Source organism: Fictibacillus sp. 23RED33, assembly GCF_015903925.1.
GTDB lineage: Bacteria > Bacillota > Bacilli > Bacillales > Fictibacillaceae > Fictibacillus > Fictibacillus phosphorivorans.
Genome location: NZ_JACZDX010000004.1, coordinates 43200 through 56836, shown reverse-complemented (window position 1 = coordinate 56836; position 13637 = coordinate 43200). Strand labels below are relative to the sequence as shown.

Sequence of the window (13637 nt, the reverse complement as noted above, 5' to 3'; positions counted from 1 at the left end):
CATGAATGTATCTATAATTCTACAGAAGCTGTCACCTTCCTCTTATACACCTTGTGGAGTTACTTTTAGACTCAGTTATTACTTCATATAATTCTCAATTAATTCGAAGCATCTCTTCTCTGTAAGATTGTTTATTGTTCTTACATATTCGTATTGCTCCAATGTACCGCCTTCATATTTAAGAGATTCCTTTTTAGCTATATTTTCCCTATTGATTAACCATTCACGTTGTTCTTTTCTTAATAGGTTCATCTCTTCTTTATTGAGTTGCTTCTCTAGTAATCCATAAATTCCGTTTAACAAATCATCTAATAGTTCGTATGCATCGCCTTCAACTTTCTTCAAAGCGAATGTTGTATCATCTACTGGATTCTTTCTCATCTCTGCTACTTTATTCTTCGTCTCTTCCCATTTTTGAAGATATTTTTCTTTTGTACTTTCCTTAATTTCAGAAGCATCTTTCTGAGACATATCTACCTTTTCATTAGTATGATCACTTCCTGAAGCTTTTTCAATATCATCTTTATTTGAAATATCTTCACCTGATTTTTGAGTTGATTTATCCTTTTTTGATTCGTTATCCGTTGATCCATTTGAAGTATCGATTGAATTTCCACAAGCGGATACTATAACGAGCAGAACGGTTACAACAATGATTAACAACTTCCGATTGTTTTTCATGAACGTACCTCCCTTTTGCATTTGGCTAGCAGTTGTTAGCTTCACCTTAACATAAATTACCTCTTGATGAATTTCATGGACTCAAATCAAAAAAACAGCATGTACCCATAAGGTATCATACTGTTTTTCAATCTATTTCTTTATTCTTTTAAAAGTTATTAATGATTGATTTGATCTAGCAACGCTCTCACTTCATCCGTTGATTTTGTGTTCATCAACTGATTGCGTAATTCTGCCGCTCCTGGGAATCCTTTTACATAGATTTTGAAAAAGCGGTGAAGTCCTGTGATAGAACGCGGCACTTCTTCCGCGTATTGATCTTGAAGATCAAGCTGCAGTCTTAACAGATCAAGATATTCTTTGCTGCTGTGCTCTCTTGGCTCTTTTTCAAAAGCAAAAGGATTTTTAAAGATTCCTCGTCCGATCATAACACCATCAATTCCGTATTTTCCAGCAAGCTCTAGCCCTACTTGACGGTCCGGAATGTCTCCGTTAATCGTTAGTAACGTATCTGGTGCAATTCGGTCACGCAGCTTTTTAATCTCAGGAATAAGCTCCCAATGAGCATCTACAAGACTCATTTCCTCTCTTGTTCGTAAATGGATAGAAAGGTTTGCAATATCCTGCTCTAAAATATGCGTAAGCCACGCTTCCCACTCATCAATTTCTTTAAACCCAAGTCTTGTTTTCACACTAACAGGCAGTCCGCCAGCTTTAGCCGCCTGAATCAATTCAGCCGCTACATCTGGACGCAGAATAAGGCCACTTCCTTTTCCTCTTTGTGCGACATTGGGTACAGGACAGCCCATATTAATGTCGATTCCTTTAAAGCCCATCTCTTTCATGCCAATACTCATTTGACGGAAATATTCAGGGTTATCTCCCCATATATGTGCCACCATAGGCTGTTCGTCTTCTGTAAACGTTAAACGGCCGCGAACACTTTTTAAACCCTCTGGATGACAATAGCTATCTGAGTTTGTAAACTCCGTAAAAAACACATCCGGTCGCCCAGCCTTACTTACAACATGACGAAAAACCACATCTGTCACGTCCTCCATTGGAGCAAGTACAAAAAACGGACGCGGCAGATCACGCCAAAAATTATCTATCATTGATGCTCAAATCCTCTCACTATAATGCAACTTCAAAATCCCGGTAAAATAAATATTCTTTTACTCTTATATCATGATTGTTCACTCTATATCAATCACTGCACATTTATAATTTATGGAAATTTACAAATGTACAAAAAAGCCTCTCGATGATTATGATATCAATACAATTCGTACAAAAATATATTGTCTTCTTTTTCGTCCCTGCCCTTCTAACCTGCAGGTCTGCACCTTTATTAACTTTTAAAGTTATTTAAATGTTTCATGTTTAATTCAACTTTGATTCAATCCTTTTTTAAATAGCCCATTCTCATCAGTTCCTCGTATACGATCCAAGAGAACTTTTTTCTGCCCTCACTGTTTAAATGATCGGGGTCGATAAAATATTCTTGCTTGTTTACGAATCTTGGATCACTCATATAATTTAACAATGGAACATCTAGATTTAGAGCTTCTAAATGCTGAAAAACAAGTCTATTCATAACTTCTTTATTGAAATATTTTTGATAAGACTGATGAACAGGCTCCATGGTCAACACGACTTGGTAGCCTTTATCGCTGCAATAATCTACAATTTCTTCTAACTGCTTTACATTTGGTTCAATGTTATTGTTTTCTATTGCTTCCTGGTACTGTTCTTCTATTTTCTCATATTTTCTTTCTGAATAATCTTTACCATTATTTGACCAAGGTTGATGAGAATTCCATCTTAAGTCTTTTAGTTTACCCGTGATTGCAGAGCTAAGACTCCCAGTATTTGTCCCAGGTAAATTCAAGTAAGTGTAATAATCAATGATATTATACGGTTCAATATCACTACGATCTAAAACTCTATAATAGTTCCCAATGTTCTTAGCCTCAGAATTGGCGAAAGTCATTTGAGAGATGGAAACGAGAACGACACCACCAGGTTTAAGATGCTCACCATACTCTTTCAACAATTTAGAGTCGTATTGAATGGTCTGAGAAGGAAGCGCTAAGTCCAGATGGGACAAACCAGTGGGCTTAAAATAATAACCATACATCGAATGAGATGCACCTAGATTGATGAGATCAACAGGATGTGGTTGTTTCTTAAATGCCAGTATGTCATGATCAATATTGTAATCATATGAATCCTTAACAAATTGATTGATCGGCATAAAAAGTAGGATAACAACACCGATGATAATTGTTAACTTGATGAATAAACGTAACATAGCAAATCCTTTCAACACCGTGTATCTTTTATCAAATCTTCACCTAAACTACACATGGAAGTTGTTGTATCAAAATCCACCATAAACAAATCCATTCTCTGTAACACCTAATATAAGAACTGAAAAAATAAGAAAAATATAAAATGCCAATCTAGTAAATGTGGAGCGCTTTGATAGAAATTCCCATGCAGAACCATTGTTTCTTTCTATATATTGAAACAGTTGTAGAATAATAAAGAAAAAAATAAAAAGTAACAGATCAAATAACGGAAAAATTTCAAAAGCTTTAACCATTCCCACCGGGCTCCAAGAGCTGATGCTCAAGAAAAGTTTTGCGTGATCAAATGCTTGTGCTACGGTATCCGATCGAAAAAAAACTCTAGAAAAGCAGACTAGAAGGAAGGTTATTGCAATCTTCAACCACCTATGAAGCACTGGAGTTCTATCCAATCGAATAAACGAAGCCATACTTTCACGATAAGATTTCGTTGCATCTCCAAACACGCGATAAAACCCATGAATGAGACCCCATAATACAAAAGTCCAAGCGGCTCCGTGCCATATGCCGCTTACTAAAAAAGTAATCACAATGGCAAAATAAATTTCGCTTCTCTTCTTTTTCCTCTTACCTAACGGGAAAAAAATATAATCCCTAAGCCATGTGGAGAGCGTTATATGCCATCTACTCCAAAAATCTGCAATCGAAACGGCAAAGTGCGGCTGCTTAAAGTTTTCAGTTAAATTGATTCCCAACATTCTGGCGCTACCAATGGCAATGTCACTGCATGCTGAAAAATCAGCGTATAACTGAATCGAGAATAAGATAGTAGCTAGTACGATTTCAGAACCAGACGGGTTAGGACTATCGTAAACACTAGCAACGATTGGAGCTAGTCGATCTGCAATCAATGTCTTTTTAAAAAAACCCCATGCGATTCTCTTCATTCCATATACTAAATTTTCATAGTTTAAACGCTGTTCGACTTTCAATTGTGGAATTAATTTTTTGGCACGTTCAATCGGCCCTGCAACCAGTTGTGGAAAAAATGCAAAATAGACCGAAAAATAACCATAATGTCTTTCAGCTTTTTGCTTTCCATAGAAAATATCCACAAGATAACTTACAGCCTGAAATGTATAAAATGAAATGGCTAATGGCAGAACAATCTCTTGGTAGGGTATCGCATAATTCCAACCCATGGATGTCGCCAACGACCGAAGCGATTCATTCACAAAATTAAAATATTTAAACCAACCAAGAAAAAACAACAATACAGAAATACCAACGATCATGGCTTTTTTCTTCTGTTTTTTGGTCTCCTGTTTTTCAATGAAAATTCCAGTGAAATAAGTAAAAGCTGTGCTAATTAACAGTAATAGTATAAATTGAAAACTTAAACTAGCGTAAAACACATAACTTGCAACCAATAAAAGAACCCATCTCAATCGATGGGGGATTATATAATTCAACAAAACGGTTATTGCGAGAAATAGAAGAAACTCAATTGATATAAAAGTCATTCAATCACCTGATAAAAAATTACCTTATATTTTTTTCTGATAAAACGAACTAGAAAATATGCATAAATGGCATTGCAACACGTTGAACAGATGGTGGTCGGTCATAAAGATCACCAACTATAAATTAGCCAAGTTTAGGGAGGTTTGAATAGAGGATTTTTCCAAAGTGATTCCGTGGGATTTCCTCAATTCTCATAATCTTAAAGCCCTTCAAGTTTAATTTTTCCTTGACTATTTTTTTTATCTGAACATAATCATCTCTTAATGTGTAGATATACATTTGGTCATCACTTCCAGCACAGATACAATCGTGGCCATGCTCATGTAAAAACAATTCTACATCATCAAGACTGATGCGGTTTCCATACACTTTTATCATTCTTTTAATGCGTCCTGATATGAAGAAATACCCATCCTCATCAAAGTAAGCCATATCTCCTGTACGCAAAACACCTTTATTCTCATCTTTTTTAGAAAGATCGAATAACGACTCAGCATACCCTAAGGAAACATTAGGCCCTTTGTATATCAATTCACCTGTCAAATAAGGTGTTGTAATTTCATTTCCCTTGTCATCTTGAATGAATAGCTCTCCACCTGGAATAGCAATACCGATACTCCCTGCTTTTTCAAGATTTTTCTCATAGGGTAGATAGGTCATCCGGGCTGTCGCCTCCGTTTGACCATACATGGTAAAAAACTGAATCCCTTTCTGATTACACACATTAGCAAATTTGCGAGATAGCGTTTCGTTCAATTTGCCACCTGCTTGAGTTAGTTTTTTTAAACTTGGCAGACTAAGCTCTTCAAACTTCATCCTGTCAAGCATCTCATACACAAAAGGAACTCCACCAAAAGTTGTGACTTGCTGTTCCTTACATAAATTCCAAAAATCCTTACTCATTATAGAAGCCCCCGTTACAACGACGGTGGCTCCACATACGAAATGGCTGTTAATAATTGAAAGCCCGTAGGAGTAATTCATTGGTAGTGTAGTGATCGGTTTTTCGTTTTCATGGATATCAAGGTACTTTGCTATTGATACAGCGTTTTCAAAAATATTTTCATAGCTTAAACGAACAAATTTGGGGCTCCCCGTACTTCCAGAGGTTGTTAAGAGTAAAGCAAGATGTTCATGAAGATTATGTTGAAAATGGGTAGGACATTTATATAATGTGTAATCTCCATATACAAAGGAAGAATCCATTGTCTTTGAGAGATCTTGATTATTACTACTTGCCCAGATGTATGCAGGCTTATAAAGATGAACCAGTCTTCGTAACCGATCTATATGGATGGATGCATCCAAAAGAACGGGGACAACGCCACCTCTAATAAAGCCCACGTAACCAAATAAAGACTCTTTATTATTTGAGCACAAACAAAAAACGAGCGTTCTTTCACCCACATTACCGCAGATGGCATCCGATATTTCTACCATTTCTGAGTATGAATATTCTCGGTCTGCAGATACAGCTGTGCGGTTCCCAAACTGCTCCATTTTTTTGAAGTTATTCATTAATAATGTTCACTCCCGAACGTTCCAATAGCTCAATTCCAGACTGGTAAGAATTGAATTCCGTCATCCATTCTGAATCTAATGAGACATCAAATGCATCCTCAATCTCACAAATGAGCGCCATATGTGCGATTGAATCCCATTCTGCTGATTCTGCTAAGACTAAATTCTCAACTACTTCATCTTCCTCTAGTTCCAACACATTAATAAAGGCATTTCTATATTTTTCGATGTTCCTCATCATTTACACCCTTTCATTTGAAGACCAAACAAGTTCTATATACCTAACCAAATCTCCAGAAACTTCGGAGATTAAAATTTTTCTGTCAAAGTTACTACAAACTACGGGATTGTTAGTAATTATTAAAAAGAACTATACAACATGTACAAACTATTATTGCGTTTCTTATTGATAATAATTATCATTCCCAAGCATGATTCTAGCATATCGACTTTTGAAAAACAATAACACTTGCAAACTGTTAAAATTAGGAATGCACCATCTACTTCAGCCCTAACTGTGACACACATTTCGTGAGCAGTCTGCAAAGTCATCTTCACAGTCAAAATAAAAAAAGAAGTGAGCCCTCTTGAAGGCTCACTTCCTGTAATTATTAATACTCATTTTCATTCATTTACAATCTGGTCACATCTTGCCCACACTGCTGATACGTTCCCTTCAAAACAATGCCAAAGTCATTGTCTTTATCTCTACGGCATCCTTACAATTCGAACAGTAAGTATAAAAGGAATAGATAGCCATTTTTATTTTTTAATTAGTTAAGCTCAAGCAACGCAACAGCTTCAACATGCGTCGTCTGAGGAAACATATCGACCGGCTGGACTTTCTGCGTTTTAAATCCACCATCTTCAAGTACGCGCAAATCACGTGCTAGTGTAGCTGGGTTACAGCTCACATACACAACACGCTTCGGTTTCATTTCAATGATGGTTTTTAATAATTCCTCGTCACAGCCTTTTCGTGGTGGATCCACGACGATCACATCTGGCGTGATGCCTTGTTTTTTCCACTCGGGAATCACATCTTCTGATTTACCAACAGCAAACTCAGCGTTATGGAGATTGTTTAACTCCGCATTGCGGCGCGCGTCCTCAATCGCTTCTGGTACGATTTCTACGCCGTACACTTTTTTCGCTTTTTGTGCGAGGAACAGTGATATTGTCCCAATTCCGCAATACGCATCGATGACCGTCTCATCACCATTCAGTTCCGCATATTGTAACGCTTGATCATAAAGCACTTTCGTCTGGTCTGGATTGATCTGATAAAACGAACGCGCTGAGATGGCAAACTTGATGTCGCCGATAAAATCGTAAATATATTCAGCACCCCAAAGCACGCGTGTTTCTTCACCAAAAATCACGTTCGTACGTTTTGAGTTCACATTTTGAACGATTGATTTAATCTCAGGTAGTGCTTTTCGGATATCTTCTACTATCTTCTTACGCTGCGGCAGGTCTTGACCGTTCGTTACGAGTACGATCATTAAATCACCTGTCGTTTTCCCGTATCGCGCAATGATATGACGAAGAATACCTTTATGTTTTTCTTCATTATAGGCACTGATGTTATACTGATTCACGATTTCTTTCACAGCTTGTACCGCGTCGTCGTTCGTATCTCCCGTGATAATACAGCTATCCATCTCTACGATCTCATGGCTACGCTTTTGGTAGAAACCTGTGATGATGCGGCCGTTGCGTTCACCAACTGGCACTTGCGCTTTATTGCGATAACGCCAAGGTTCTTCTCCCATGCCAAGTGTTGAGAGAACGGGAACGTCTTCTAACTTTCCGATTCTCGCTAGAACGTCTTCTACTAACTTGCGTTTGTATTCCAACTGTCCTTCATAGGATAGATGCTGAAGCTGACACCCTCCACACCATTTATAGATCGGACAAGGTGGTTCAACACGTTCAGGGCTCTCTTCGATCAGCTCTTCTAAACGACCAAAACCGAATCCTTTTTTCACACCTACAACCTTGATCTTCGCACGCTCGCCAGGCAATGTATTCGGCACAAACAAAGTAAACCCATTTACACGAGCAACTCCTGCTCCCTCATGGGTTAAATCCACTATATCTACTTCATAACTTTCATTTTTATGAACAGGCAAATCAGCCTTTGTCATTGTCATCGTCCCTTTTTGTCTCTTATGCTTTTCTGATTGTAGCATAACTGTTAGTGGACACCAAATGCTTACATAAAAAATCGGACCACCTATATGTGGCCCAGACGTAAGAATTTTTTAAGAAGAAGGGTAACTTGATAAATAAGAAAAAGAACGGCTTACCTTTTGAGCAAAATTTAAAGGCGGTTCGACGGATTGAACATGCATGTACATAATCTGCGGATTAACGTATAGCCAGTGATTATGAAGCGCACTTACAATGAGCCCCTGCTGAACAACGGCATACATAAAACGTGGTATTTCTTCCTGTAGAACAGCAATTTCTAATAGGTTCAAAGCATTTCCGCTTTGATCCAAAGACTCAAACGATATCCCTACTGGAAGTACCGCTTTACTTGATTTTCCTTGCACAGTAGCTGAAAACGTTCGGTGCAGGGAGACCGAACAAACACCTTGGTGATTTTGTGAACGACCATTTAATATTTTGGCAAACTGCTCGCACAGATTCTGGTTGCTATCCATCTTCTAAAAACTCCTTTGGAAGAAAAGGAATATGAAATAGAGCGTTATGCCCCCTGAAATCTATTTTACTTTTCAACTTACAAAGCTATGACAGGTCTTTTTATGATTAAATAGATGTCTTTTATGGACAGCTGTATCATTAAATTAGCATCCGTACTCCATTTTGATAAACTCAAATTCACTACCGTTTGTAGCTTGCATAAAAGTCTTAATTTCTTTAAAACCCATTTTTCCATAAACGTTTATCGCTCTTTGATTAAATGTCGCTACAGATAATGTTATTTTTTTTGGTTTGTATTCACTTTTCACAAACTCTATTCCTGATTTCAGAAATTTGAAGCCTATACCTTTACCCGTTAAGTCTGGTCTCATTCCTAAACCAATATCATATATCCGTTCATCTGCTTTATTCACGCTAAAAAAACCAATTAGTTCATTATTATTAAGGACTGAATACACAGATTCCCCTCTCTTTTCTTGGTTAATAAATTCTGCTAAATCATCTCTATCTGACTCCATATTATAGAATGAATACTCTCCATCATAGTGCCATTGAAACGCAATCTCCTCAGCTTGTTCTTGAGTCATAACCTGAAATAGGTAAGTCATAAACATCTCCCGTTACTCATTTTTTAATAAAAAAGAACACTCAGCAGATTTTGCTTCAGTGTTCTTTGACATGGTTGGTTTAAGGTTTAAGTCGCTCTTTTGGTACAAGCAATTCAAAATGATGGTGTAGATTTTCAAACTCACCTGGAAGGATGCCTCCTAGCTCTCCATCTAGGTTGATCTGCATCTTTTCACGAGGCGTTACTTTTACACGCTTCGCCTTCTTGTAGATCACATGATCATCATGAATGTGTTCCCCACGGATCGCAAGAGATGCAATACGTACAAATTCTGCAAGATTCGTTTTCTTTAAGATGATTACATCAAAAAGACCGTCATGGAATTCTGATGATGGAGCAAGTTTCTCAAAGCCTCCAACTGAATTTGTGTTAGCTACTAAGAAGAGCATGATCTCGCCTTCATATTTTTCTTTATCATCGAATTCGATCTCAACAAATGTAGGACGAATCGACGGCAACATCTCGATTCCTTTTAAGAAATAAGCCAGCTGTCCGATCATCGTCTTCAGCTTGCTTGGCACTTCATACGTTAGCTCTGTTATACGACCGCCACCTGCGATGTTGATGAAGAACCTGTCGTTTACTTTACCGATATCAACAGGCATATGTACACCACCGCATAGAACGTCACAAGCTCCTTCAATCGTGCGCGGCACGCCTACTGCACGTGCAAAGTCATTCGTAGTTCCCGCTGGAATGATTCCTAGCATGGGGCGATCTTCAAGTCCTGCTAATCCATTGACCACTTCATAGATCGTTCCGTCTCCACCAGCTGCGATAACGAGGTCGAAACCTCTTTCCCCTGCTGCACGTGCAGCGCGAGTCGCGCAACCTTCTTCGGGTGTTGTTGCATGACATGACGTTTCATAACCTGCATTTTCAAGTCTGTCTAGAATATAAGGAAGCTGTTTTTTTACCGTTTCTCTTCCCGAACTTGGATTATATATTAGTCGAGCTCGTTTCATATCTTTCACCTTCATTGTTTGACTTCTTTTAAAAGTTTTAACCTAAATTTGTTTGTTGTATAACTGCAAAAAACAGCCCACTGCCGGACTGCTTCTGTCGATTCCTCTTATATTATAGTGATACCTGTCTTAAATTGCAAAGCAGTTATCTCCCAGTATGTGTTAAAATTGCGTCTAAATTGTAGGGGGTCTGTCCCGGGGTCAGACCCCGGGACAGACCCCTTAAAGGATTTCTTACATTTTTTGTAGAATTATACAATTAAAGCAGCTTAGGGCCTGGACAAGCTTCATCTCTTTCTTGATTCGCATATATAAGGAATAACAACATACGGTAACGAGTAACAACACAATTTAAGGAGGTGCTTCTATGTTTTGGCTATACATTTTAGGACCTATCGCCGCGGTGACTTTACTAGCCGCAATCGTCAACTGGAGAACAAGGCTAAAGTACAGAAGGTATAACTACAAATACGAGCTTGAAGAGCATGTTAGTGATCAAAACAAGATCAATAATGCAGCAGCCTGGAACGCATCCCAACATAATCACCACTCGGGTGGTAGCGGTGGTGGAGGATTTTAAAAGACAGGATCTCATTTCCTGTCTTTTTTATATTATCTAGGAGGTTAAGATGACACATACAATCGGCATTTCTGGCAGTACCATCATGTCTGATGAAACAAAATTCAACGATCTGTTTCGAGTTCATGAGCAGATCACACATATTGAAATTGGAGAATTCGAAAATGAAGATGCCTTTCAAAGGTTTCTATCACTTCTAAAAAATAGCAACAAAACCTTTGGCATCCACTCTCCCATCTATAGAAACGGAAGTAAATATGATTTATTAGAGAAGTTTCAATATACACCTGAACAAGCATGGACCTTGTTCGAAAAGGAAATTCAGCGTCTCGTTGAAATAGGCGCTCAGTATATCCTTGTTCATTTCCCTTATTTTCAAGGCTGCGCCCGTAATCCCGATACGTTAATTGAGCAGGGTCTGAAACGATTATCTGAACTACAGCAAACATACAACTTGCCGATCATCTGCGAACCAAAGCTTGGATTGGATAAATCGCCGAAAGGAATACAGTACCTAAATGCTTTTCCTATCACAGTATGGGAAAAATACGGACTGAAGCTGTGCATCGATATTGGCGATTACCTATTAGCTGCAGATGAAAAAGCTCTAAACATGATTCAGAAGTGGAAAGATCACATTAAAGTTGTCCATCTACACAACATTGAATATATGGATGACAAATACATATGGGTTCCTATCCATCCATCACATGAAGATGACGGACAACATTATTCCCTTAAGGAAATTCTCCACGTTTTATCAAGTTACCCCGATCTTATTTGGATACTCGAACATACACCGCACTCAAATCCCTCTGAAATATTTATTCAAGAAGGAATCGACTGGTTGGCAAAAGAGGTTTTACTGGAAAAATACTGATGATTTCCATTCAGTATTTTTTTGTTGGAAATTTAATACATAACGCTATTCAAAAGACATGTCAATTCGTTTACAATTATTACATACAGATTATTCTGTCAACTACAGCTACAAAAAGAGGTGTAATAAATGAACTTTTCATTTACAAGTTATCTGAAGAGGCTTCGGTCGATCTTAATCGGCGTTTTGATCATCAGTTTTCTTCCTTCAATCTTCTTTGGCATCGCACCACTTCAAAGCATGAAGCTTTGGGAGTACACCATCGAGAATCGAAAATATAGTCTATTTCCGGATATTTTTGATAAGTTTTTTTACTCGATGACGATTTTCTTTACAGCACTACTCCTAGGTCTCCTAGTAGCGTTATTGCTGACGTTCTTAGCGACACTGCTGCCAAGACCATTAAAACGCGCTGTCTATGGATTTTTAACACTATTAGAATCATTACCCGATCTTTTTATCGTTATCGCGCTACAAGTTTCAGCAGTATATATCTTTAAGAAGACTGGATTATTAATAGCGAACGTTTCCGGCGTCTACGACAACCGCATCTACTTTTTTCCGATTCTAACACTCTCTGTCCTGCCAACGATTCAACTCTTTAAGATTACCTTTCTACTAATGAAAGAAGAGCAAAACAAACCATACATAACCGTAGCACGAGCGATGGGACTCGGAAACCTCTACATCACGCTCAATCATGTGTTCCGTAATATTATGACGAGTCTCTTTCAATATTCCAAGACCATCTTTGTTTTCATGCTTTCGAACTTATTCATTCTAGAATACGTCTTTAACTTGAACGGAATCATGACCATCATGCTGAACACGCAAGGTGTTTCATTTATCATAACGGTCTTGTTTATCGCGATTCCTTTCTCTTTTCTGTTCGAGGTCATGGAATCATACCGCGGAGGCTTAAACGTTCAAAAGGAGGATGCAGCATGATCGTTCGATTGCTTAAACAGCCGCAATTCTTAATCGGATTTCTATTTATCGTGAGTTTAATTTTATTAAGCTTTATTTATCCATCTCTCATGGATGTTCAAAAGGAATCTAAGTTCCTATATGACGAGAATGAAGTCATCGTTGGTGTTGCTCCTTTCTCACCGAAAGACATGCCTCCTTTTGGAACGGATATGAACGGAAAGCACTTATTGTATCTTGTTTTAGAAGGTGCAAAGTATACAATCCTAATCACTTTAGTCATCGCTTTTCTTAGAATTTTCTTTGCCCTTTTCTTTTCCTTGTTTCATAGAAAATCGAAGAGTACGTTCTTTGACGATATCGTACAAGCTACACTCTATATTCCAACTGCTATCTTAGCTTATATGTTCATGGTTCCGCTCTTTGTAAAAGATGCCACTGAGCCGATGGGCATGATGACTCTGATTATCGTGCAGTGCTTGATTCTCGTTGGGATTGGTGTACCGCCTCTAGTATCAACGTTTTCTGAAGAGATACGCTCTATCCTAGCAAAAGACTATATTGTTAGCACCTTTTCATTAGGATCGAAAAAGCCATATGTCTATTACAAGCATGTCCTGCCTGAACTGAGCTCAAAACTCCTGCTTTTATTTGCTCAGCAAGCCATTCAAACATTAATTTTGTTAGCACACTTAGGTGTTCTTGCTGTTTTTATCGGTGGATCAAAAACTGTGATGATGGGTGATATCTTTAACTTAACGCCAGCTACCATATCATTAAGCGGCGAATGGGCTGGTATCATCGGCCAATCATATCAGAAGCTCTTAACAGCTCCTTGGATTATTTTAGTGCCACTATCATTCTTTGCTTTTACGATTTTCTCGATCAATCTCATGATACAAGGTATACAGAACAGCCTCGAATCCAACAAATCATAAGTGAGGTG

The 13637-nt window shown here is 38.1% G+C and carries 14 protein-coding genes; 4 read left to right on the top strand and 10 right to left on the bottom strand.

All coding sequences use genetic code 11. The annotated features are described in order from the left end of the window. Nucleotides 1–78: 78 nt before the first annotated feature. From IHV09_RS14795 to IHV09_RS14750, 10 genes are all read right to left on the bottom strand, one after another. Nucleotides 79–681 (bottom strand): lysozyme inhibitor LprI family protein, encoded by a 603-nt coding sequence (locus IHV09_RS14795; protein ID WP_197264835.1) that lies wholly within the window; start codon nt 679–681, stop codon nt 79–81. A 158-nt stretch (nt 682–839) separates the two neighbouring features. Continuing rightward, nucleotides 840–1796, bottom strand: a complete 957-nt coding sequence (locus IHV09_RS14790) for a tRNA dihydrouridine synthase (protein WP_197264834.1) — start codon at nt 1794–1796, stop codon at nt 840–842. A gap of 284 nt (nt 1797–2080) precedes the next feature. After that, complete coding sequence (locus IHV09_RS14785; RefSeq protein WP_197132291.1) at nt 2081–2995, bottom strand: hypothetical protein; 915 nt, start codon at nt 2993–2995, stop codon at nt 2081–2083. Nucleotides 2996–3064: 69 nt separating this feature from the next. Next, a complete protein-coding gene (locus IHV09_RS14780; RefSeq protein ID WP_197264833.1) occupies nt 3065–4516 on the bottom strand; it encodes an MBOAT family O-acyltransferase in 1452 nt (483 codons plus the stop codon). A gap of 124 nt (nt 4517–4640) precedes the next feature. After that, a complete protein-coding gene (locus IHV09_RS14775) occupies nt 4641–6035 on the bottom strand; it encodes an AMP-binding protein (RefSeq protein ID WP_197264832.1) in 1395 nt (464 codons plus the stop codon). After that, nucleotides 6028–6276, bottom strand: a complete 249-nt coding sequence (locus IHV09_RS14770; protein ID WP_137791400.1) for a phosphopantetheine-binding protein — start codon at nt 6274–6276, stop codon at nt 6028–6030. The genes IHV09_RS14775 and IHV09_RS14770 overlap by 8 nt, the downstream gene beginning before the upstream one ends. Before the next feature lie 535 nt (nt 6277–6811). After that, nucleotides 6812–8188 carry a 23S rRNA (uracil(1939)-C(5))-methyltransferase RlmD gene (rlmD, locus tag IHV09_RS14765; protein WP_197132688.1) on the bottom strand — a complete coding sequence of 459 codons (1377 nt, stop codon included), beginning with the start codon at nt 8186–8188 and terminating at the stop codon, nt 6812–6814. Between the two features lie 117 nt (nt 8189–8305). Next, a complete protein-coding gene (locus IHV09_RS14760; protein ID WP_197264831.1) occupies nt 8306–8710 on the bottom strand; it encodes a DUF1259 domain-containing protein in 405 nt (134 codons plus the stop codon). Between the two features lie 144 nt (nt 8711–8854). Continuing rightward, entirely contained in the window at nt 8855–9319 is a 465-nt protein-coding gene (locus tag IHV09_RS14755) for a GNAT family N-acetyltransferase (RefSeq protein ID WP_197191936.1), read from the bottom strand. Between the two features lie 79 nt (nt 9320–9398). Next, the gene (locus IHV09_RS14750) at nt 9399–10304 is read right to left on the bottom strand and encodes a diacylglycerol kinase (RefSeq protein ID WP_144704382.1); all 906 of its coding nucleotides are present in this window, start codon (nt 10302–10304) and stop codon (nt 9399–9401) included. A gap of 367 nt (nt 10305–10671) precedes the next feature. Between IHV09_RS14750 and IHV09_RS14745 the strand changes: the two genes are divergently transcribed. The 4 genes from IHV09_RS14745 (at nt 10672) to IHV09_RS14730 (ending at nt 13629) form a co-directional block, all read left to right on the top strand. Next, the gene (locus IHV09_RS14745; protein ID WP_197132279.1) at nt 10672–10884 is read left to right on the top strand and encodes a hypothetical protein; all 213 of its coding nucleotides are present in this window, start codon (nt 10672–10674) and stop codon (nt 10882–10884) included. Between the two features lie 49 nt (nt 10885–10933). Beyond that, nucleotides 10934–11764, top strand: coding sequence for a TIM barrel protein (locus tag IHV09_RS14740; protein WP_197264830.1), 831 nt, complete (start codon nt 10934–10936; stop codon nt 11762–11764). A 129-nt stretch (nt 11765–11893) separates the two neighbouring features. Next, the gene (locus tag IHV09_RS14735; protein ID WP_197132275.1) at nt 11894–12712 is read left to right on the top strand and encodes an ABC transporter permease subunit; all 819 of its coding nucleotides are present in this window, start codon (nt 11894–11896) and stop codon (nt 12710–12712) included. Next, nucleotides 12709–13629, top strand: a complete 921-nt coding sequence (locus IHV09_RS14730; protein WP_197264829.1) for a hypothetical protein — start codon at nt 12709–12711, stop codon at nt 13627–13629. The genes IHV09_RS14735 and IHV09_RS14730 overlap by 4 nt, the downstream gene beginning before the upstream one ends. Nucleotides 13630–13637 lie beyond the last annotated feature (8 nt).